Consider the following 21,043-nt stretch of genomic DNA (forward strand, 5'->3'; position numbering starts at 1 on the left):
CGCTGCCTGCAGCGCCGGAGCTACTGACAGGATGGCGGCCCGCATCATGGGCTGCCGTCCTGTCAGTCCGTACACCACACCAAATTTCTAGACAGAGGGGTTCACATGGCGAACTACACTGCCGCGGACATCAAGGCCCTGCGCGAGCGCACCGGCGCCGGCATGATGGATGTCAAGAAGGCTCTTGACGAAGCTAACGGTGACGCCGAGAAGGCCATCGAAATCATTCGCATCAAGGGCCTCAAGGGTGCTACCAAGCGCGAAGGCCGCTCCACCGCTGAAGGCCTGGTGGCCGCAAAGGTCAGCAACGGCGTCGGCGTCATGATCGAAGTCAACTGCGAGACCGACTTCGTCGCCAAGGCTGACAAGTTCATCCAGCTGGCAGACAGGGTCCTGGCCGTTGCCATCGAGTCCGGCGCAGCCGACCTCGAGACCCTGCTCGCCACCGATGTTGACGGCAAGCCTCTCTCCGAGGTCGTCGTCGAAGAAGGCGCCATCCTGGGCGAAAAGGTTGTGGTCCGCCGCATCTCCCGCGTCGAGGGCGCAACGGTTGACGCTTACCTGCACAAGACCTCCAAGGACCTTCCGGCCCAGGTCGGCGTACTGTTCGCCGTTGACGGTGAAGGCGAAGCCGCTGCCACCGCAGCCCACGATGTTGCAGTACACATTGCTGCAATGGCCCCGAACTACCTGACCCGTGAGGACGTCCCGTCCGACCTGGTTGAGTCCGAGCGCCGCATCGCTGAAGAGACCGCCAAGGCCGAGGGCAAGCCCGAAGCCGCACTCACCAAGATTGTGGAAGGCCGCGTGACCGGCTTCTACAAGGGTGAGGTCCTGGTTGACCAGGCATTCGCGAAGGACGCCAAGAAGTCCGTGGCACAGGTCCTCACCGAGGCCGGTGTCAAGGGAACCGCGTTCACGCGTTTCCGCGTCGGCTCCTAGCCGAAACTGCAAGGGGGTGGCCACTTTGGTGGCCGCCCCTTTTGCATGCGCGGGACCAGGCAGGAATAGGACCTTTGGCCGCGCAGCAGGATAACCTTTTGAGAGTTCACCAACGGGAAGGCATCATGGAAGCCGTCAACACTGTAATCCAGCCAGAGAAAAGCCGACGCCGCGTCCTCCTGAAGCTTTCGGGCGAGGTCTTCGGCGGCGGAAAGCTGGGCGTTGACCCGGAGACTGTCCGCGATGTCGCCAAGCAGATCGCCGCAGCCGTCCCCCAGGTGGAGGTGGCCATCGTGGTTGGCGGCGGCAACTTCTTCCGCGGCGCGGAGCTTTCCCAGAGCGGCATGGACCGTTCGCGGGCTGACTACATGGGCATGCTCGGCACGGTAATGAACTGCCTGGCGCTGCAGGACTTCCTGGAACAGGCCGGTGTGGAAACCCGTGTCCAGAGTGCCATCACCATGGGGCAGGTGGCCGAGGCCTACATTCCCCGCCGCGCCATCCGCCACATGGAAAAGGGCCGCGTGGTGATCTTCGGTGCGGGCGCCGGCCTGCCGTACTTCTCCACCGACACCGTTGCCGCCCAGCGCGCCCTCGAAGTCCATGCCGACGTCGTCCTGATGGCCAAGAGCGGCGTGGACGCCGTCTACACCGCCGACCCCAAGAAAGACCCCGCTGCCGAGCGGCTGGAAACCCTGAGCTACGACGACGCGCTCCGCCGCGACATCCGCGTCATGGACCAGACGGCCATGACCATGTGCAAGGACAACAACCTTTCCATGGTGGTCTTCGGCATGGAAGGCGAAGGCAACGTCACCCGGGCCATCCTCGGCGAAAAGCTGGGCACGCTGGTCACCACCTAGCTGCGGCTAGGATGATTTCAGGACATTCCGTCCCTGCCCCTGGCGGCAGGGGCGGGCCGGCAACAAAGAACCACGTTTGTGCATGGACCCGGCGCCCCGGACCGCACCATAATCCTCAGGAGAGACCGTGATCGAAGAAACCTTGCTCGAAGCCGAAGAAAAGATGGACAAGGCCGTCGAGGTAGCCAAGGAAGACTTCGCTTCCGTCCGCACCGGACGTGCCAACCCGGGCCTCTACAACAAGGTCCTGGTGGAGTACTACGGGTCACCCACTCCGCTGCAGCAGCTCGCGTCGTTCGCCATCCCGGACGCGCGCACCATCCTTATCACCCCCTTCGACAAGACGGCGCTGCGCGACATTGAGCGCGCGCTCAGCGACTCCGAGGTGGGCGCCAACCCGTCCAACGACGGCAACGTCATCCGGATCACCATCCCGGAACTGACCAAGGAACGCCGCAAGGAATACGTCAAGATCGTCAAGACCAAGGGCGAGGACGCAAAGGTCTCCATCCGCAACATCCGGCGCAAGGCCAAGGAAACCCTGGACCGGCTGGTCAAGGACGGCGAAGCCGGTGAAGACGAAGGCACCCGGGCGGAAAAGGAACTGGACAGCCTCACCAAGGCCCACGTCGACGGCATCGATGAGCTGCTCAAGCGCAAGGAAGCAGAGCTGCTCGAAGTCTGATGGGCCAGGCAGATCAGGCCCCGGTTCCCGGGACGCGCGTACGGGGGAAGCAGCCCAGGGGCAACCCGACGCCGAAGGCCGGGAGGAATCTTCCGGCCGCAGTGGTGGTGGGCCTGGCCATGTTGTTTGCCGTCCTCGGCGGACTGCTGCTGCTCCCGCTGGGCTTCGTAGCGGTAACCACGGCCTTCGCCGTTTTCGGCGTATGGGAGATCTACCGCGCGCTGGAAGCGAACGGTACAAGGATGCCCATTGTGCCGGTGATGACCGGTACCGTAGCCATACCGTTTGCCGCCTACCTTGGAGGTATCGAGAGCCAGCTGTTGGCCATGCTGCTGAGCTCAGTGGCCGTGCTCCTGTGGCGGTCCATCGAAAGTGCGGCAGGATCAGCCAACAGCATCTTTGCCGGCGTCTTCACGCTTGGCTGGGTGCCGTTCTTCATCAGTTTCGCAGTGCTGCCGCTGCATGCTGCCGGCGGTGCAACACCTCTGGGGCTGTGGCCGGGAGGAACAATTCCCCACGGTGCCTGGCAGGTGGCCGTAATGCTGCTGCTGGTGGTTTCCAACGACACGTTCGGATACCTGGTGGGGGCGTCCCTGGGCAAACATCCCATGGCTCCCAAGATCAGCCCCAAGAAGTCATGGGAAGGATTCGCCGGGTCCATCGGCGGGGCCATGCTCATTGGCGTCCTTGCCTGCCTCTTTGTGCTGGACAAGCCCTGGTGGGTGGGCGTGGTGCTGGCAGTTGGACTGGTAGCGGCTTCCACAGCGGGGGACCTGGCGGAATCCATGGTCAAGCGTGAATTGGGCATCAAGGACATGAGCAGCATCCTGCCGGGGCACGGCGGTGTGATGGACAGGCTCGATTCGATCGTGTTTGCATCCCCTGCCGCGTTTGTCCTGTACGGACTGGTGGCGGGCGCCTGACGCAAACGCCTGCCGGAGCGGCAGGGAACCCGTGGCACACATAAGCTGGTGCTGAAGCACTACGGCTGAAGAGTATTGAAGGAAGCAAAGTGGCATTGGACATTCATCGGCAGATCCCTGCGTCCTTTGAGCGCGTACAGCGCGGTGAGTATGGCTACAACGCCAAACAGGTGGACCAGTTTCTGCAGCGTGCGCGCGTGTCATTGGAGACCCCAGAGGCAGCGGCGGAACCCGTCAACAGTGCGGACGTCAGGGCCGTCTCGTTCGATCCGGTCAAGGGCGGCTACTCCGCAAACGTGGTGGACGCCGCCCTGGACCGGCTGGAAGACGCATTTGCCCGCCGGGAACGGGATGAGCTGATCGCAGCCCGTGGTGAAGAAGCCTGGCTGCGCGAGATCGGAAACCTGTCCGGCATCCTTCGCGGCCGCCTGCACCGTCCCGACGGCGACCGCTTCCGCCGTCCCGCAAAAAAGAAGGTGCGCAGCTACAACACGGCCGACGTCGACCGGCTGTGCCGCGAGCTGATTGCCTACCTTGAGCAGGACAAACCGCTCAGCGTCGACAGCGTCCGCCGTGCGGCCTTCCGGCCCGCCGTGGGGCAGGACGGGTACGAGGAAGCCCAGGTGGACGCCTTCCTGGACCGCGTTGTTGAGCTTATGGCCGCCATCGACTGATCCGGGCTGCCCCGGTTGCGCCTCAGCGTTCGGTGGCCAGCGGCCGTTCGGGGGTGTGGAGGCGGGTCATCACCTTGGACATCGTTTTCGGGATCCGCTGCTCGGTTGCGCGGGACACGATGACCATCACCGCGAAGGCAGCCGGTACTGTCCATGCTGCCGGCTGGGCAAGCCAGCCGGGCGTGGTGGCGACGCCGGCGAAGGCGCCAACAATCATCGCCCCTCCGCACAGGACCCCGCCTGTCAGCATGCCGGCGATGGCACCGGCGTCGGTAAGGCCCCGCCACCAGATGCCCAGCAGCAGCACGGGGCAGACGGTGGAAGCCGTGAAGGCGAACACCAGCCCCACGCTCCCGGCGAGGGCGAATGAGTCAGTCATGAAGGCAAAACCCAGCGGCACGACGGCGGAGATAACGGCTGCCAGCCGAAAGCCGTTAACGCCTGCGCCCAGGACGTCCTGGCTGATAACCCCGGCGAGGGAAACCACCAGTCCCGAGGTGGTGGACAGGAACGCGGCGAAGGCCCCGGCGACCACCAGCGCGGACAACAGGTCGCCGGCCGTCCCGCCCACCAGTTCCCCGGGCAGCAGCAATACCATGGCGTCGGCCTGGCCGGCGCGCGCCAGGCCGGGAGCAAACATCCGTCCCACCAGCCCGTAAGCGGTGGGGAAAAGGTAGAACACGGACAGCAGGCCCAGGACGATCAGCGTGGTGCGGCGGGCCGACTGCCCGTCCGGGTTGGTGTAGAAGCGCACCAGCACATGCGGCAGGCCCAGGGTTCCGAACAGGAGGGCCACCAGGAGAGACACGTTCTGGTAGAGCCCGGCGGGGGCCACACCGGTGGGATTAACCGCCGGCGGTGCCAGCGGCGCGGATCCGCTGCCGGCGAGGACAAAGATGATGAAGAGGATGGGAACGGCCAGCGCCGTGAGCTTCAGCCAGTACTGGAACGCCTGGACGAACGTAATGGAACGCATGCCGCCTGCCACCACGGTGAGGCACACCACGATCACCACAGCCACCGAACCCACCCAGGACGGCAGTCCGGTGGTGATGCGGATGGTGAGGGCAGCACCGTGGAGCTGCGGCACGATGTACAGCCAGCCCACCAGCACCACCACCAGGCTCGTGACCTTGCGGACCGGCCGCGAGTCCAGCCTGGCCTCGGTGAAGTCAGGAATGGTGTAGGCCCCGGACCGGCGCAGCGGCGCCGCCACGAAGAGGAGCAGCATCAGGTATCCCGCCGTGTACCCGACCGGAAACCACAGCGCATCCGTCCCGGACAGCAGGATCAGGCCGGCAACACCCAGGAAGCTGGCAGCGGAGAGGTACTCACCGCCAATTGCCGAAGCATTCCACCACGGCCGGACCGTCCGGGAAGCGACATAGAAATCGCCGGTGGTCCGTGAAATCCGCAGGCCGTAGAAACCGATCACTGCGGTTGCGACGGAGACCCCGACCAGGGCAGCCAGGGCCACGCCCGGATTCACTGCGCCATCACTGGTCCTCCGCCAGGTCCCGGTAGCGCGCCTCGTTGCGGGCCGCCGTCCGGATATACAGCCAGGCGCTGAGCCCGATCACCGGATAGATGCCCACCCCCAGCAGGAGCCAGGCGAACGGAACGCCCGCAACACGGGTTTCCGCCAGGCCAGGGACAACGGCCAGCAGCAGCGGGAAGGCGCCAAGGATCAGCAGGAAACCCGCAGCCACCACCAAAGCCAGCCGCAGCTGGGACCTGATCAGGGACCTGACGAAGACCTGGCCCACCTCTGAGTCCTGCGCCGCCTCCCGCGTCTCCTTCGCCGGCCGCGCGGCAGTCCGCGGAGCCGTCACCCGCACCCTGGTCACGTGTTCGGCCTGATCCGGGTGGCCTCGAGCTTCTCCCGTACCGTCGGGAGGTGCCGCCGGCTGATGGGAAGTCCGGCACCCGCCACCGTGACGCTGGGGCCGTCCGCCGCCAGCTTCATCGAGGAAACGTGCTTGAGGGCCACCAGGTAGGAACGGTGGGTCCGAATGAAGCCTGCATCCGCCCACTGCTGTTCAAGGTCAGCAAGCGGAACCCGGATCAGGTAACTGGCCTCGGCGGTGTGGAGCCGCGCATAGTCTCCCTGGGCCTGGACGTACGTTACGTCGTCGCGCCTGATCATCTTGGTGGTGCCGCCCTGGTCCACCGTGATCATCTCCGGGGCGGCGCCGCCGTCGCGCAGTTCACTGATGCGTCCCACGCAGCGGGCCAGGCGTTCTGCCCGCACCGGTTTGAGGAGGTAATCCACCGCAGCGAGTTCGAAAGCATCCAGGGCGTGGTCCTCGTCCGCCGTCACGAACACGACGGCGGGCGGGCGGCTGTTGCCGGCAATGGCACGGGCAATATCCAGGCCGGACACTGCAGGCATATGGATGTCCAGGAAAACCGCGTCGACCGTGGCCGACGCGAGCGCCTTCAGGGCTTCGCTGCCCGAGGTGGCCCGAAGGATCCTGCCGACGCGCTCGTCCTTGCCCAGCAGGAATGCCAGTTCCTCAACGGCGGGCAGCTCATCGTCGACGACGAGGACGTTAATCATGCTCCTAGGGTAGCTTTCCGCCGCCCGGGTAACGTGCCGGAGCTGCCCGACCGGGTCCGGCGCGGGTCAGGCATCATGGCCCGGCTGGGACTTGGGAACGCGCATGGTGATCAGGGTTCCTTCTCCGGGGGCCGTGTCGATCACCAGCCCGTGGTCGTTGCCGTAGACCTGCCGCAGTCGAGCATCGACATTGCGCAGGCCCACGTGCTCACCGTCGGTGTGGCCGGCCAGCATCGACTGGAGCTGTGCCGGGTCCATGCCCACCCCGTCGTCCTCAATGGTCACCTCGGCGAACGCGCCGGCGTCGTTGGCGGTGATGCTGATGTGCCCCGGACCTTCCTTGGCTTCGAGCCCGTGCCGCACCGCATTCTCCACCAGCGGCTGCAGGCTCAGGAACGGGATCACAGTGCTGAGCACCTCCGGCGCCACCCGCAGGCTGACCTGCACGCGTTCACCGAACCTGGCGCGTTCCAGGAGCAGGTAGCGGTCGATGCAGCGGAGCTCCTCGGCGAGCGTGGTGAAGTCGCCGTGCCGCCGGAAGGAATAGCGGGTGAAATCGGCGAATTCCACCACCAGCTCCCGGGCGCGGGCGGGGTCGGTGTTGATGAACGACGCGATGGCGTTGAGCGAGTTGTAAATGAAGTGCGGACTGATTTGTGCGCGCAGGGCCCGCACCTCGGCCTCCATCAGCTGGGTGCGGGAGGCGTCCAGTTCCGCGAGTTCCACCTGCACGGCGACCCAGTCAGCCACTTCGCTGGTGGCGCGGACCAGTCCTGCGCCGGCAGTTGGCGCGAAGGCAGCGACAGCGCCCACTACCCGGGTGCCGGCGCGCACGGGGGCGATCACGGCTGCAAGCGGTCCGCCAGTGGTGTCCGTGCCGGCCCCTGCTTCACCAGCGGGAAGGACAGTTGTCCGGCCGCTCGCCAGGACGCCCGCAGCAAGGTCCATCATCCGGGGTTTCAGGTCCTCGCGTGCTCCGTCCCACGCCAGGACGCCGGAGGTGTCCATGACGGCCAGTGCGTCACAGCCCAGGAGGGTGCGCAGCTGCCGGCTGGCCTTGGCCGCTCCCGCGGGGTTGAGGCCGCGGCGGAGGTGCTGGCCTGCCTGCGACGCGGCGTGCAGGGTGTGGTACGTGGCGCGTTCGGCGTCGGTGCCAAGGTCCCGGAAGGAGCGGAGCACCTTGAGCCCCACACCGACGACGACGGCGATGGCCATGGCGATGACGGCCACGGCCGCGGCAGTCAGGAGGGGAGAGTCCGGCATGGTGCCCAGCGTAACCGCGGCTGCCGTTTGTCGCAGCATCCCGACCGTTGAGCGACCACGGGCGGGAAAGGTCTGGAAACTGGTGGCCGGCAGCAAGCAGAGTGATTGCAGTCACATTTGCGGTACCCCGTTTCCGGGCCTGCCGTTGGGTGTGTTCAGGCAAGTCTCAACGAGGAGGAACGATGGGTAACGATGCCCACACTCCGGACGCAGCGGCGTCCGTGGACTTCGAGCAGGTCCAATCGACGGCGCAGTTCAAGGAACTGCGCAAGCGTCACCGCAGCTTTGTCTTCCCCATGGCAGTCGCATTCCTGCTCTGGTACTTCGCATACGTCCTGCTCGCCGACTACGCCGTGGACTTCATGTCCACCAAGGTCTGGGGCAACATCAACGTGGGCCTGATCCTCGGCCTGCTCCAGTTCGTGTCGACGTTCGCGATCACCGGCTGGTACGTCCACTACTCCAACAAGCGGCTCGACCCCATCGCCAAGGAGATCCGGGATGAGATCGAGGGCCACGAATTCGATAAGCACGGCAACCGAGTAGGCGGAGCCACCAAATGATCACTATCGCTACAGCAGTGGACGTTGCCGCACTGAAAGAAACCACGCTGCTCAACATGGGCATCTTCGGCATCTTCGTGGCCGTCACCATGGTGATCGTGCTGCGCGCCAGCCGGAACAACAAGACCGCCGCGGATTACTATGCGGCGGGCCGTTCCTTCACGGGCTCCCAGAACGGAACCGCCATCGCAGGCGACTACCTCTCCGCGGCCTCATTCCTGGGCATCACCGGCGCCATCGCCATCAACGGCTATGACGGCTTTATGTACTCCATCGGCTTCCTGGTGGCCTGGCTCGTGGCACTGCTGCTCGTTGCGGAGCTCCTGCGCAACACGGGCAAGTTCACCATGGCCGACGTGCTGTCCTTCCGGCTGAAGCAGCGGCCCGTCCGCATCGCCGCCGCCATCTCCACCCTCGCCGTCTGCTTCTTCTACCTCCTGGCCCAGATGGCAGGCGCGGGCAGCCTGATCTCCCTGCTGCTGGGCATCAGCGACTGGGGCGGACAGGCCCTGGTCATCATCGTCGTCGGCGCCCTGATGATCATGTACGTCCTGATCGGCGGCATGAAGGGCACCACCTGGGTGCAGATCATCAAGGCTATCCTGCTCATCGCCGGTGCAGCCGTCATGACCCTCTGGGTCCTGGCCATCTACGGCTTCAACCTCTCCAGCCTCCTGGGCGCCGCAGTTGAGACGGCCAACAATCCGGCTGTCCTGAATCCGGGCCTGCAGTACGGTAAGACGGAAACCTCCAAGATCGACTTCATGTCACTGGGCCTTGCCCTCGTCCTGGGCACCGCAGCACTGCCGCACGTGCTCATGCGCTTCTACACGGTCCCCACCGCCAAGGAAGCACGCAAGTCCGTGGTGTGGTCCATCTGGCTGATCGGCCTCTTCTACCTCTTCACCCTGGTGCTTGGCTACGGTGCCGCTGCACTGGTTGGTGCCGAAACCATCAAGAATGCACCCGGTGGCGTGAACTCCGCTGCCCCGCTGCTGGCCTTCTACCTGGGCGGGCCGCTGCTGCTGGGCTTCATCTCGGCTGTCGCATTCGCCACCATCCTCGCCGTTGTTGCCGGCCTGACCATTACAGCTGCCGCCTCCTTCGCCCACGACATCTACGCCAGCGTCATCTCCAAGGGCAAGGCCGACGCCGACACAGAGGTCAAGGTGGCCCGGCGCACCGTTGTGGTCATCGGCGTCCTGGCCATCCTGGGCGGCATCCTCGCCAACGGACAGAACGTCGCCTTCCTCGTGGCGCTCGCCTTCGCCGTTGCCGCCTCCGCCAACCTGCCCACGATCGTCTACTCCCTGTTCTGGCGGAAGTTCACCACGCAGGGCGCGGTCTGGAGCATGTACGGCGGCCTGGGTTCCGCGATCATCCTGATCATCTTCTCGCCGGTGGTTTCCGGCGGAGCCACATCGATGATCAAGGACGCCAACTTCGCACTGTTCCCGCTGAGCAACCCGGGCATCGTTTCCATCCCGCTGGCCTTCTTCCTGGGCTGGCTCGGAACGACGATCGACAAGAAGCGCGAGGACACCGCCAAGCAGGCCGAAATGGAAGTCCGTTCCCTGACCGGAGTGGGCGCCGAGAAGGCCGTCGACCACTAATACCGGGCACCACCAACGCGAAGAGCCTCCGTACCGGGAAATCAGTTTCCCGGTACGGAGGCTCTTTTGGTGTCCGCGGCGGCGCCCGGGTGCCGTGTTGCCCCTAGGCTGCGGGCCGCAGTTTGATGTTGGTCATCTTCAGTTCGTCGGTACCCTGGAAACGGTAGGCGAGGTCCACTTCCTTGCCTTCGCAGGTGATGAGCCCTGCTATGTCCGCGGACTTGATGCCGTTCTCGGTGTTGACCTTGAGGTCGCTGTAATCCGGCGTGCAGTTTTCATCCATGCCGAGGCTCTCGATACCTGCAATGAAGGCCTCCTTGGACAGCTGCTCCTGCAGGGCGGGGTCAAGGTATTCGTCGTACGCCCTGGAGCTGTCCCCGGCGAGGACCAGCGTGGTGAAGTCGTCGGCCAGGCCCCGTGCCTGGTTGGTGGCGCTGCCCACGATGTTGATCAGGATAAGGATGCCGAGGACCACCAGCAGCAGGACGCCGCCGACGCCGGCCAGAATAATCCACAGCTTCCGCCTGCTCCTGGGCGGGGGCTGTCCCGGAAGCCCAAACGGGGCGGAGCCAGGGCTTTGCCATTGGGGCGGCCGGGACAACTGCTGATGTGCCGGGCCTGGATGGCCGGGCTGATGAGGGTCCTGAGGAGCGCCCAAGATGGAGCCTTTCCGGAATACGTGGTGCGTCGCACCGTCTGGACGGGAACCGTTGCCGGCCCGGGAATTAACTGGGACCCAGCCTATAGCGGAGGCCGCCGCCGTCGCGCTTTCAGCCTGCCCGCCGCCGTCGCGCATCGCTTGCCCGCCGTCAACGTGGAAAGGTGGCCGGCTCTAGCCGTGGCCGGAACCGCGGTCAAGCAGGGGCTGGACGCGGAAGGGGATGAGCTCTCCCATGGCCAACGCCGTGTCGGTCCGGTCCACGCCTTCGCACGCCAGGATTTTTCCATTGATCCGGAACAGGTCTTCAGCGTCCAGTGCCACCACCCGGAGCAGGAGGTCGGCCGAACCGGTCAATCCGTAGCCTTCAAGAATCTCGGGGATATCCGCAAGCTCCTTCGCCAGCCGGGCCAGCCGCTGTTGCTGGACATGGACGGAGATGAACGCCATCAGCGGGTAGCCCAAAGCTGCCGGGTTGATCCGCCGCTCGAAGGACAGGAAGACGTGTTTCTTCTCGAGCTGGGCCATGCGGGCCTGCACGGTGTTACGGGACAGGCCGAGCTTTTGGGCGAGCGCCACCACTGTCTTCCGGGGATCCTGGGCCAGGGCTGAGAGCAGGCGGGTGTCGGTGCCATCCAGGGCTTGCATAATGCGCAACGCTAGCACGGTCCCGGGCCGTCCCGCGGAGCATTTTGCTCAGTGATCGCGCCGGTGGTTGTACCTCCTGAGCATTGTGAGTAGGGTCACATTATCCGGGGCAACGGCGCCCGGGCGGCCGGCGGCCGGCGGACCACAAGTCCTGAAACCGCGGGTCAACGACGTGAGAAGGTTGCGGGCTATCGTGTCTATAGACGAAACGGGCCAGGGCGGAACAGCCGCCCCCAACAGCGCCCGGCACCCCCATGGGCAGGGGCGGGACCTGGTCCAGCTGGTTACTCCTTCCGGGGAGCGGGTCAGCCATCCGGAGTTCGACTATTGGGTTCGGGACATCACCGACGAGCAGTTGTGCTCCCTCTTTGAGGACATGACGGTCATCCGGCGCATCGACGTCGAAGCAACCGCCCTGCAGAGGCAGGGCGAACTCGCGTTGTGGCCGCCGCTCCTGGGGCAGGAGGCCGCACAGATCGGCTCAGGCCGCGCACTCCGGCTTGACGACTTCGTCTTCTCGAGCTACCGCGAGAACGGCGTGGCGTACTGCCGGGGAGTGGACCTGACGGACATAGTGCGCGTGTGGCGGGGCAATGCGTCCTCTGGCTGGGACCCGTACGCCATCAACATGGCCACGCCGCAGATCATCATCGGTGCCCAGACCCTCCACGCCACAGGCTATGCAATGGGCATCCAGAACGACGGCGCCGATTCCGTTGCCGTCACCTACTTCGGAGACGGTGCCACCAGCGAGGGCGACGTCAACGAGGCCATGGTCTTCGCCGCAAGCTTCCAGGTCCCCGTGGTGTTTTTCTGCACCAACAACCATTGGGCCATTTCCGAGCCCGTCCGGCTCCAGTCCCACATCCAGCTGGCAGACCGGGCCGCAGGGTTCGGGATCCCCAGCCTGCGCGTGGACGGCAACGACGTCCTGGCTGTCATGGCAGCCACCCGCGTGGCCCTGGACCGGGCACGGCGGGGCGGCGGTCCCACCTTTATCGAGGCGGTCAGCTACCGAATGGGTCCGCATACGACGGCGGATGACCCCACCCGGTACCGCGACGCCAACGAACTTGAGGACTGGGCGGCGAAGGACCCCATCAGCCGCATCGCCGCCCTCCTGGAGCGGAAGGGGCTCCTGACCGACGGGCTGCAGCAGCAGGTGAAGGACAAGGCCGACGCCGTGGCCCGCGGGATGCGGACCGGCTGCACCACCATGCCGGATCCTGAGCCGCTGGACGTCTTCAAGCACGTCTACAGCACCCCCAATTCCTGGCTGGACCGGCAACAGGACCACTATGCCCGTTACCTGGCCTCCTTCGGTGATCCCGCAGGGGCCGTTTCAGAAGAAGGTGCACGCTGATGACCCAGATGACCTTTGCCCGCGCGATCAATGCCGGGCTGCGGAAATCCCTCGAAAACGATCCCAAGGTGGTCCTCCTGGGTGAGGACATCGGCGCCCTCGGCGGTGTTTTCCGGGTGACTGACGGGCTGCAGAAGGACTTCGGAAAACACCGGGTGGTGGACACGCCGCTGGCGGAATCGGCCATTGTGGGCACCGCCGTCGGCCTCGCCTACCGCGGCTACCGCCCGGTGGTGGAGATCCAGTTCGACGGGTTTATCTATCCGGCGTTTGACCAGATCGTCAGCCAGGTGGCCAAGCTGCACTACCGGACCCGGGGAGCGGTGAGCATGCCCATCACCATCAGGGTTCCCTTCGGAGGCGGTATCGGCTCACCCGAGCACCACTCGGAATCACCGGAGGCCTACTTCACGCACACCTCCGGCCTTCGCGTGGTGACCGTCGCCAATCCCCAGGACGCCTTCACCGTCATCCAGCAGGCCATCTCCTGCAACGACCCCGTCCTCTACTTCGAACCCAAGCGGCGCTACCACGACAAGGGGGACGTGGACGACGCCCTGGACCCGGCCACGGCTGTACCCATGGACCAGGCGCGCGTCCTCACCCATGGCACCGATGTGACCCTGGTGGCTTACGGCCCGCTGGTCAAGACAGCATTGGATGCGGCCGCGGCTGCCAGTGACGAGGGGATTTCCATCGAGGTCATTGACCTGCGCTCGCTGGCGCCGGTGGACTACGACACGGTGGTGGCTTCCGTCCGCAGGACGGGCCGCCTGGTCATTACCCACGAGGCCGGACAGTCGGGCGGCCTGGGCGCCGAAGTGGCGGCCAGCATCACCGAACGGTGCTTCTACCACCTGGAAGCCGCCCCTGTCCGGGTTACCGGTTTTGACATTCCGTACCCTTACTCAAAGTTGGAAATGCACCATCTGCCGGGCCTGGACCGGATCCTGGACGGCGTGGACCGTGCCCTGGGCCGGCCGAACTCACTCAGCGGGCTGGAAGGATGAGCGGCACCATGATCAAGGAATTCCGGCTGCCGGACCTGGGCGAGGGACTGACCGAATCGGAGATCCTCAACTGGAGGGTAGGGGTGGGGGATACCGTTACCCTGAACCAGGTGATCGCGGAGGTCGAAACGGCCAAAGCAGTGGTGGAACTTCCGTCTCCTTTCGCCGGGGTTATCAAGGAACTCCACGAACAGCCGGGCACCGTTGTGGAGGTCGGCAAGCCGATCGTCTCGTTCGAGGTGGCGGACGACGCCGGGCAGGCAGCTTCTGGACCAGCCAACCTTTCCGCCGGGGCGGGGGAGCCGGCGCAGCTCGTGGGCCAGGGCGTGGCTGATGCGCCGAAAAGGGAGCCAAACCTGGTGGGCTACGGGGCCGTCGTCGAAAGTACCAGCCGGCCGGCCCGGCGCCAGCGGAACCTTCCCGGGGGCCGGCCAGCGGAAACCAATGCTGCCCAGGCCGCACCACCGGTGGCGGGGCCTGCTGAAACCAAGCCCGCGGCGAAGCCTGCCGAAACCACCACCGAACGTCCCCGGTCCACTCCGCCTGTCCGGAAGCTTGCCAGGGACCTGGGCGTGGACCTGGCCGAAGTCCACGGGACCGGACCCCGGGGCCTGATCACCCGCGAGGATGTCCAGGAATTCCTTCACCCGTTGGCCGCGCCCGCAGGAACGGAGCCAGCGGATCCAGGGCAGACGGTCCCTGGTTCCCGCCAGGACGCTTCGGTGCGGGAAACCCGGACCCCCATCAAAGGCGTCCGCAAGTTCACGGCCGCTGCGATGGTGCAGAGTGCCTTTACCGCGCCGCATGCCACCGAATTCCTCACCGTCGACGTCACTCCCGCCATGGAGCTGCTGGCCAAGCTTCGGGACAGCAGGGAGTTCGCCGGCGTCAAGCTGACCCCGCTGACGCTCGCGGCGAAGGCGGTGCTTATTGCCCTGCGGCGCAGTCCCGCCCTCAACTCGCGCTGGGACGGGGAGAACCAGGAAATTGTCGCCTACAACTACGTCAACCTCGGCATAGCGGCAGCAACACCGAGGGGGCTGACAGTGCCCAACATCAAGGACGCGGATGGCCTGTCCCTGGTCCAGCTGGCGGAAGCTCTGGCGGCGCTCGCAGAAACAGCCCGTGCCGGCAGGACCGCGCCCGGGGACCTGTCGGGCGGGACAATTTCCATCACCAACATCGGTGTCTTCGGTATTGACGCCGGCACCCCCATCCTCAATCCGGGGGAAGCGGCCATCCTGGCGCTGGGAGCTGTGCGGAGGACACCGTGGGAGTACCGGGGGGAGATTGCTTTACGCCAGGTCATGACGCTCAGCCTGTCCTTCGACCACAGGCTGGTGGATGGCGAACAGGGCTCACGGTTCCTTGCGGACGTGGGCGCCATCCTGGCCGATCCCGGTATGGTCCTGACCATGGTCTAAGCAGCTGGAGTTTTTGTCCAGGTACGCGGGTCCGAGCGGTCCCGGTTTTTCATACCCTGGACAAAAACTCCGGGCTTCAGGGCGTGGTCCGGGAGCCGGCCAGCAGGGCAGCGAGCGCCATTCCCTCAAGGAGGGGGCGGGCCGTACCCGATGCCATCTTCCGGCCGTGGCTGCGGACGGAGTGGGGAGTGGAGTTGATGAGCCCGAACGTGGCGTGCGCCCGCATCCGGAGTTCGGAAGCGTCCGTCCCTGGGTGGAGGCGGGTGAGGACGTCCACCCATACCTCCACATAACTGCGCTGGAGTGCCCGTACCGCCGCCTGGTCCTGCTCGGAAAGACTGCTGAAGTCCCTGTCCTGGACCCGGATAACGTCCGGTTTGACCAGGGCAAAATCCACCTGGAACTCCACCAGGCGCTGCAGGGCGGCCAGGGGATCGGCGTTCCTTGCCACCACCTGCCGGCCGCCCTCCAGGAGTTCCTGGCTGACGGTTACCAGCAGGTCCGCCAGGACAGCCTGTTTGCCGGGAAAGTGACGGTAAACAGCCGGGCCGCTGACACCAGCAGCAGCGCCAAGATCCTCCAGGGAGACGCGGTTGAACCCGTGCAGCGCGAACAGCGAAGCGGCGGCAGACAGCAGGGCCTGGCGGCGGTTCTCCTTCGCCTTGCTGCGAAGGGTTGACGCGGGCCCGCCGGACGGCGCGGTGTCAGTGCTTGGCACAATTCCTCCTCGGACCCCGAGAGTCTAGCAAGGCAGCTCCTGTGTTGGACATCACAGTTAATCGAGACTAACCTGAATTTCAGTTATTGGGCACTAACCGAGTTGGCTTTACACGCCACCGGCGGCAACAGGAACAGGATGCGTCAATGGAGACCCTTGCCAGCAGGATCGACCCCGCCAGCGGGGCTTTCCTGGCGAACCGTGAAGCGCAGCTGTCGCTGACGGAGGACCTTCGGAATCGGCTGGCAGACGCTGCCCTGGGCGGGCCTGAGAAATCCAGGCAGCGGCACGCCGCAAGGGGGAAGCTCCTGCCCCGCGAGCGCATCGATCAGCTGCTGGATGACGGCAGCCCGTTCCTTGAAATAGCGCCGCTGGCAGCCAACGGGATGTACAACGACGAGGCACCCGGCGCCGGCGTCATTGCCGGCATCGGACTGGTCCACGGGCGCCACGTGCTGGTGATTTCCAATGACGCCACGGTCAAGGGCGGCACCTACTATCCGATGACGGTGAAGAAGCACCTGAGGGCGCAGGAGATAGCCCTCGAAAACAGGCTGCCGTGCATCTACCTGGTGGACTCCGGCGGCGCCTTCCTGCCCAAGCAGGACGAGGTGTTTCCGGACAGGGACCACTTCGGCCGCATCTTCTATAACCAGGCCCGCCTCTCGGCCGCAAAGATTCCCCAGATCGCCTCGGTCATGGGATCCTGCACCGCCGGCGGCGCCTATGTCCCGGCCATGAGCGACGAAACGGTGATCGTCCGGAACCAGGGCACCATCTTCCTGGGCGGCCCGCCGCTGGTGAAGGCCGCGATCGGCGAGATCGTGACTCCCGAGGAACTGGGCGGCGGGGACGTGCACTCACGGGTCTCCGGCGTGACAGACCACCTGGCCGACAACGACGAGCACGCCCTCCAGATCATCCGGGATATCGTCTCCACGCTCCCGCCTCCGGCGCCGCCCGCATGGCAGGTCCAGGCCGCCGTCGAACCAGCCGCGGAGCCCGCCGAGCTGTACGGCGCCGTGCCCACGGACGTCAATGCCCCCTATGACGTCCACGAGGTGATCGCACGGCTGGTGGACGGCAGCCGGTTCCACGAATTCAAGAAGGAGTACGGAACCACCCTGGTGACCGGGTTCGCCAGGCTGCATGGCCACCCTGTGGGCATCGTGGCCAACAACGGAGTGCTGTTCAGCGAGTCGTCCCTCAAAGGTGCCCACTTCATCGAACTCTGCGATCAGCGCGGCATCCCGCTGATCTTCCTGCAGAACATCTCCGGCTTCATGGTGGGCAGGGACTCGGAACAGGGCGGTATCGCCAAGAACGGGGCCAAAATGGTCACCGCAGTCGCCACTGCCCGGGTGCCCAAGCTCACGGTCATCATTGGTGGTTCCTTCGGCGCCGGCAACTACTCCATGTGCGGGCGCGCCTATTCGCCCCGCTTCCTGTGGATGTGGCCGGCCGCCCGGATTTCGGTGATGGGCGGCAACCAGGCCTCCAGCGTCCTGGCCACCGTCAAGCGTGACCAGTACGACGCCGCAGGCCAGGAGTGGTCCACGGAGGATGAGGAGGCGTTCAAGGCTCCCATCCGCGAGCAGTACGAGGACCAGGGCAGCCCGTACTACTCCACGGCCCGCCTTTGGGATGACGGCGTGATCGATCCCGCCGATACCCGGACAGTCCTGGGCCTTGCGCTGGACGTGGTGTCCCGGACCCCGCTGCCTGAAACCTCCTTCGGCCTCTTCAGGATGTGAGCATGCACATGACTACCCCTTCCCTGACCGGCACCTCCACGGCCGGCAGGCCGAGGTTCAGCACAGTCCTGGTGGCGAACCGCGGAGAGATCGCCTGCCGTGTCATCCGCTCCCTCCGCACCCTGGGCATCAGGTCCGTCGCCGTGTACAGCGATGCCGACGCCGGCGCCCGGCACGTGCGCGAAGCAGACACAGCAGTGCGGATTGGCCCTGCCGCGGCAACCGAGAGCTACCTCAAGATCGGGGCGGTGATCGACGCCTGCCGCGGGACCGGGGCGGAAGCCGTGCACCCGGGCTACGGCTTCCTCAGCGAGAACGTTGAGTTTGCCCGCGCTTTGGAGGACGAAGGGATTGCGTTTATCGGCCCCGGGGTGGAGGCCCTGAACATCATGGGGGACAAGATCCGGTCCAAGAACCACGTGGCCGGTTACGGCGTGCCTGTGGTGCCAGGCGTGGCCGAGCCCGGAATGACGGATGGGCAGCTGGTCGCCGCGGCTGCGGACGTGGGATTCCCGCTGCTCATCAAGCCATCGGCGGGCGGTGGCGGCAAGGGCATGCACGTGGTCCGGCGCCCGGAGGACCTTGAGGCCACGCTGGCCACCGCCCGGCGGGTGGCTGCGAGCGCTTTCGGCGATGACACCCTGTTCCTGGAACGCCTGGTGACTGCCCCCCGGCACATCGAAGTGCAGGTGCTCGCGGACAACCACGGCAACGTTATCCACCTGGGCGAGCGTGAGTGCTCGCTGCAGCGACGGCACCAGAAGGTCATCGAAGAGGCGCCGTCGCCGCTGCTTGAGGCCCTGCCGGACGGTGCCGGCATCCGCGCGCGCATCGGGGAAGCAGCCTGCAGCGCCGCCCGCAGCGTGAACTACAGCGGGGCGGGGACGGTGGAATTCCTCGTCTCTGACGATGCGCCGGACCAGTTCTTCTTTATGGAGATGAATACCAGGCTGCAGGTGGAGCACCCGGTCACCGAAATGGTGACCGGCATCGACCTGGTCGAGTGGCAGGTGCGCATCGCAGCCGGTGAGGAACTCACGGTCCGGCAGACCGACGTCGAACTTCACGGCCATGCCGTGGAAGCGCGGGTCTACGCGGAAGTTCCGGAGAAAAACTTCCTGCCCTCCACCGGGACGGTGCTGTTGCTGGACGAACTGCCCGGGACGGCGGCCGGCAGGGTGAGGGTGGATTCATCCCTGGTGGAAGGCCTGGAGGTATCGTCCAGCTACGACCCCATGATTTCCAAGGTCATCGCCTGGGGGGAGGACCGCGCAACTGCCCTGGATACCCTGGATGCGGCGCTCGCAGGCTACACCGCGCTGGGGCTGGACACGAATGTGGAATACCTGCGGCTGCTGATCAACGACTCCGATGTCCGGGCAGGACGGCTGGAGACGGGGCTGATCGAACGCAAACTGCCCGGGCTCTCCTTCCGGCGGGCGGGGGAGGCCGAGCTTGTGGCGGCTGCGCTCTTCACCATCGCCGCTGGGGAGCCGGACAATCGGCCCCTGCCGCCGGGTCCCTGGCAGGCAAGGAACGGCTGGCGCCTGGGGGCGCCGGCGCCGCTCCGCATCAGCCTGGGAACGCCCGACGGCGGTGTCGCGGCTGTGCAGGTCTTCGGACTAGTGACGCAGGGGGCGGTCACAATTGCCGTGGACGGCGGACCCCGGCGCATCGCCACATTGCGGTTCCCCCGGCGTGACCACGCAGAGGTCACCCTTGACGGCGACGCCACGACCTACGCCTTAATCAGGAGGCAGTGCGGACCGGCTCCGGCAGGACCTGAGAATCCTGTGCCTGCCGAACTGTTCCTGGGCAACGGGGGCTGGTCCTGCCGGCTGGAAGTACTTACCCGGGAATCGCGCCTTGAGCGGGTACTCGCGGCTCTCCAGCGGGAAGAGGGCGCCACAGATCCCGCCGTGCGTTCACCCATGCCGGGAACAGTGGTGGCTGTTCCGGTCAGCAACGGCGACACCGTGGCGGCCGGCCAGCTTCTCGTCTCGGTGGAGGCAATGAAGATGGAGCACCAGCTGCTGGCGCCCCTGGAGGGCACAGTCCATCTCACCATCCGCCCCGGAGACCTGGTGAAGGCGGACCAGGTGGTGGCCACCATCCGTCCCGGCACTGGCACACAAGCCATAAACAACGACACAGCATCACCGAACGGCGAAGGAGCCTAGACATGGCAGGTTTTGAACTGAGCGAGGAGTACCAGGACCTCAGCGACACCGTCCGGGACTTCGCGGACACGGTGGTGGCGCCGGTCTCCGCCAAGCACGATGAGGAACACAGCTTCCCCTACGAGGTGGTCAAGCAGATGGCCGACATGGGGCTGTTCGGCCTGCCGTTTCCCGAGGAGTTCGGCGGGATGGGTGGCGACTACTTCGCCCTGGCCCTCGCCCTGGAACAGCTGGGCCGGGTGGACCAGTCCGTCGCCATCACCCTCGAGGCCGGCGTCTCCCTGGGAGCCATGCCCATCTACCGCTTCGGCACGGACGCGCAGAAGCAGGAGTGGCTGCCCGTGCTGGCGTCCGGCCAGGCGCTCGCGGGGTTCGGACTGACTGAACCGGAAGCAGGATCGGACGCCGGCGGCACCAAGACCCACGCCAAGCGCGAGGACGGGAGCTGGGTGATCAACGGCAACAAAGAGTTCATTACCAACTCCGGAACTGACATCACCCGGCTGGTGACCGTCACCGCCGTCACCGGCCAGAAGGAACGCGGGGACGGCACACAGCAGAAGGAGATTTCCACCATCCTGGTGCCCACGGACACCCCCGGTTTCAAGGCGGAAAAGCCGTACAACAAGGTGGGCTGGAACGCGTCGGACACCCACCCCCTGACCCTGAAGGACGTCCGCGTCCCGGAGGCGAACCTCCTGGGCGTGGAAGGCCGCGGTTACGCCAACTTCCTGTCCATCCTGGATGAGGGCCGGATTGCCATTGCAGCCCTGGCCACCGGCGCAGCCCAGGGCTGCGTGGACCTCTCGGTGAAGTACGCCAAGGAACGCAGCGCCTTCGGCCACCAGATCGGCAAGTACCAGGCCATTTCCTTCAAGATCGCCCGCATGGAATCCCGGGCCCACACAGCCCGCCTTGCCTACTACGACGCCGCGTTCCGCATGCTCGCCGGAAAGCCGTTCAAGACCCAGGCGGCCATCGCTAAGATGGTCGCAGGCGAGGCGGCCATGGACAACGCGCGGGATGCCACCCAGGTATTCGGCGGCTATGGCTTCATCAACGAGTTCACCGTGGCACGCCACTACCGCGACTCCAAGATCCTTGAAGTGGGGGAAGGCACCACGGAGGTCCAGCTGATGCTCATCGCCCGCGAACTGGGTCTGTAGTAGTAACGGGGACTGTAAGCCGGCCTGAGAGGATCA

20 protein-coding genes are annotated in these 21,043 nt (G+C 65.7%); 13 read left to right on the top strand and 7 right to left on the bottom strand.

What is annotated here, in order from left to right; all coding sequences use genetic code 11:
• The first annotated feature begins 105 nt into the window (after window positions 1-105).
• From tsf to CXX84_RS16490, 5 genes are all read left to right on the top strand, one after another.
• Window positions 106-942 carry a translation elongation factor Ts gene (tsf, locus tag CXX84_RS16470; RefSeq protein WP_102977803.1) on the top strand — a complete coding sequence of 279 codons (837 nt, stop codon included), beginning with the start codon at window positions 106-108 and terminating at the stop codon, window positions 940-942.
• Window positions 943-1,067: 125 nt separating this feature from the next.
• Window positions 1,068-1,805, top strand: a complete 738-nt coding sequence (gene pyrH / locus CXX84_RS16475) for a UMP kinase (protein ID WP_102977804.1) — start codon at window positions 1,068-1,070, stop codon at window positions 1,803-1,805.
• 127 nt (window positions 1,806-1,932) lie between these two features.
• Window positions 1,933-2,490 carry a ribosome recycling factor gene (gene frr / locus CXX84_RS16480; protein ID WP_066274709.1) on the top strand — a complete coding sequence of 186 codons (558 nt, stop codon included), beginning with the start codon at window positions 1,933-1,935 and terminating at the stop codon, window positions 2,488-2,490.
• The gene (locus CXX84_RS16485) at window positions 2,490-3,413 is read left to right on the top strand and encodes a phosphatidate cytidylyltransferase (RefSeq protein ID WP_102977805.1); all 924 of its coding nucleotides are present in this window, start codon (window positions 2,490-2,492) and stop codon (window positions 3,411-3,413) included. Before frr ends, CXX84_RS16485 begins: the two co-directional genes overlap by 1 nt.
• Before the next feature lie 89 nt (window positions 3,414-3,502).
• The gene (locus CXX84_RS16490; RefSeq protein WP_102977806.1) at window positions 3,503-4,087 is read left to right on the top strand and encodes a DivIVA domain-containing protein; all 585 of its coding nucleotides are present in this window, start codon (window positions 3,503-3,505) and stop codon (window positions 4,085-4,087) included.
• 22 nt (window positions 4,088-4,109) lie between these two features.
• Here CXX84_RS16490 and CXX84_RS16495 read toward each other — a convergent pair whose 3' ends face one another.
• The 4 genes from CXX84_RS16495 to CXX84_RS16510 form a co-directional block, all read right to left on the bottom strand.
• A complete protein-coding gene (locus CXX84_RS16495; RefSeq protein ID WP_102977807.1) occupies window positions 4,110-5,576 on the bottom strand; it encodes a cation acetate symporter in 1,467 nt (488 codons plus the stop codon).
• Window positions 5,577-5,583: 7 nt separating this feature from the next.
• The gene (locus tag CXX84_RS16500; protein ID WP_102977808.1) at window positions 5,584-5,934 is read right to left on the bottom strand and encodes a DUF485 domain-containing protein; all 351 of its coding nucleotides are present in this window, start codon (window positions 5,932-5,934) and stop codon (window positions 5,584-5,586) included.
• Window positions 5,931-6,647, bottom strand: coding sequence for a LytR/AlgR family response regulator transcription factor (locus tag CXX84_RS16505; protein WP_102977809.1), 717 nt, complete (start codon window positions 6,645-6,647; stop codon window positions 5,931-5,933). Before CXX84_RS16505 ends, CXX84_RS16500 begins: the two co-directional genes overlap by 4 nt.
• Window positions 6,648-6,713: 66 nt before the next feature.
• The gene (locus CXX84_RS16510) at window positions 6,714-7,910 is read right to left on the bottom strand and encodes a sensor histidine kinase (RefSeq protein ID WP_102977861.1); all 1,197 of its coding nucleotides are present in this window, start codon (window positions 7,908-7,910) and stop codon (window positions 6,714-6,716) included.
• Window positions 7,911-8,092: 182 nt separating this feature from the next.
• On the opposite strand from CXX84_RS16510, the gene CXX84_RS16515 reads away from it, so the two are divergent.
• A complete protein-coding gene (locus tag CXX84_RS16515; RefSeq protein ID WP_102977810.1) occupies window positions 8,093-8,473 on the top strand; it encodes a DUF485 domain-containing protein in 381 nt (126 codons plus the stop codon).
• A complete protein-coding gene (locus CXX84_RS16520; RefSeq protein ID WP_102977811.1) occupies window positions 8,470-10,086 on the top strand; it encodes a cation acetate symporter in 1,617 nt (538 codons plus the stop codon). Before CXX84_RS16515 ends, CXX84_RS16520 begins: the two co-directional genes overlap by 4 nt.
• A gap of 103 nt (window positions 10,087-10,189) precedes the next feature.
• On the opposite strand, the gene CXX84_RS16525 is transcribed toward CXX84_RS16520, so the two are convergent.
• Window positions 10,190-10,744 (bottom strand): hypothetical protein, encoded by a 555-nt coding sequence (locus CXX84_RS16525; RefSeq protein ID WP_223253129.1) that lies wholly within the window; start codon window positions 10,742-10,744, stop codon window positions 10,190-10,192.
• A gap of 174 nt (window positions 10,745-10,918) precedes the next feature.
• Window positions 10,919-11,392 (bottom strand): Lrp/AsnC family transcriptional regulator, encoded by a 474-nt coding sequence (locus CXX84_RS16530; RefSeq protein WP_102977813.1) that lies wholly within the window; start codon window positions 11,390-11,392, stop codon window positions 10,919-10,921.
• A gap of 193 nt (window positions 11,393-11,585) precedes the next feature.
• Between CXX84_RS16530 and pdhA the strand changes: the two genes are divergently transcribed.
• The 3 genes from pdhA to CXX84_RS16545 are packed head-to-tail and all read left to right on the top strand — an operon-like array spanning window position 11,586 to window position 15,189.
• Entirely contained in the window at window positions 11,586-12,755 is a 1,170-nt protein-coding gene (gene pdhA, locus CXX84_RS16535) for a pyruvate dehydrogenase (acetyl-transferring) E1 component subunit alpha (protein ID WP_102977814.1), read from the top strand.
• A complete protein-coding gene (locus tag CXX84_RS16540; protein ID WP_102977815.1) occupies window positions 12,755-13,765 on the top strand; it encodes an alpha-ketoacid dehydrogenase subunit beta in 1,011 nt (336 codons plus the stop codon). Before pdhA ends, CXX84_RS16540 begins: the two co-directional genes overlap by 1 nt.
• Window positions 13,762-15,189: a dihydrolipoamide acetyltransferase family protein gene (locus tag CXX84_RS16545; RefSeq protein ID WP_102977816.1), complete on the top strand. Its 1,428-nt coding sequence runs from the start codon at window positions 13,762-13,764 to the stop codon at window positions 15,187-15,189. The genes CXX84_RS16540 and CXX84_RS16545 overlap by 4 nt, the downstream gene beginning before the upstream one ends.
• 76 nt (window positions 15,190-15,265) lie before the next feature.
• Here the strand turns inward: CXX84_RS16545 and CXX84_RS16550 are convergent, their stop codons facing one another.
• The gene (locus CXX84_RS16550) at window positions 15,266-15,907 is read right to left on the bottom strand and encodes a TetR/AcrR family transcriptional regulator (protein ID WP_189337628.1); all 642 of its coding nucleotides are present in this window, start codon (window positions 15,905-15,907) and stop codon (window positions 15,266-15,268) included.
• Between the two features lie 146 nt (window positions 15,908-16,053).
• Between CXX84_RS16550 and CXX84_RS16555 the strand changes: the two genes are divergently transcribed.
• The 3 genes from CXX84_RS16555 to CXX84_RS16565 are packed head-to-tail and all read left to right on the top strand — an operon-like array spanning window position 16,054 to window position 21,007.
• A complete protein-coding gene (locus CXX84_RS16555) occupies window positions 16,054-17,661 on the top strand; it encodes a carboxyl transferase domain-containing protein (protein ID WP_102977818.1) in 1,608 nt (535 codons plus the stop codon).
• A gap of 8 nt (window positions 17,662-17,669) precedes the next feature.
• Window positions 17,670-19,841, top strand: coding sequence for an acetyl/propionyl/methylcrotonyl-CoA carboxylase subunit alpha (locus CXX84_RS16560; RefSeq protein ID WP_102977862.1), 2,172 nt, complete (start codon window positions 17,670-17,672; stop codon window positions 19,839-19,841).
• A 2-nt stretch (window positions 19,842-19,843) separates the two neighbouring features.
• A complete protein-coding gene (locus tag CXX84_RS16565) occupies window positions 19,844-21,007 on the top strand; it encodes an acyl-CoA dehydrogenase family protein (protein WP_102977819.1) in 1,164 nt (387 codons plus the stop codon).
• The last annotated feature ends 36 nt before the right edge of the window (window positions 21,008-21,043 follow it).

Origin of the sequence: Arthrobacter sp. AFG7.2 (genome assembly GCF_002892835.1) — a bacterium.
Taxonomy (GTDB): Bacteria; Actinomycetota; Actinomycetes; order Actinomycetales; family Micrococcaceae; genus Arthrobacter.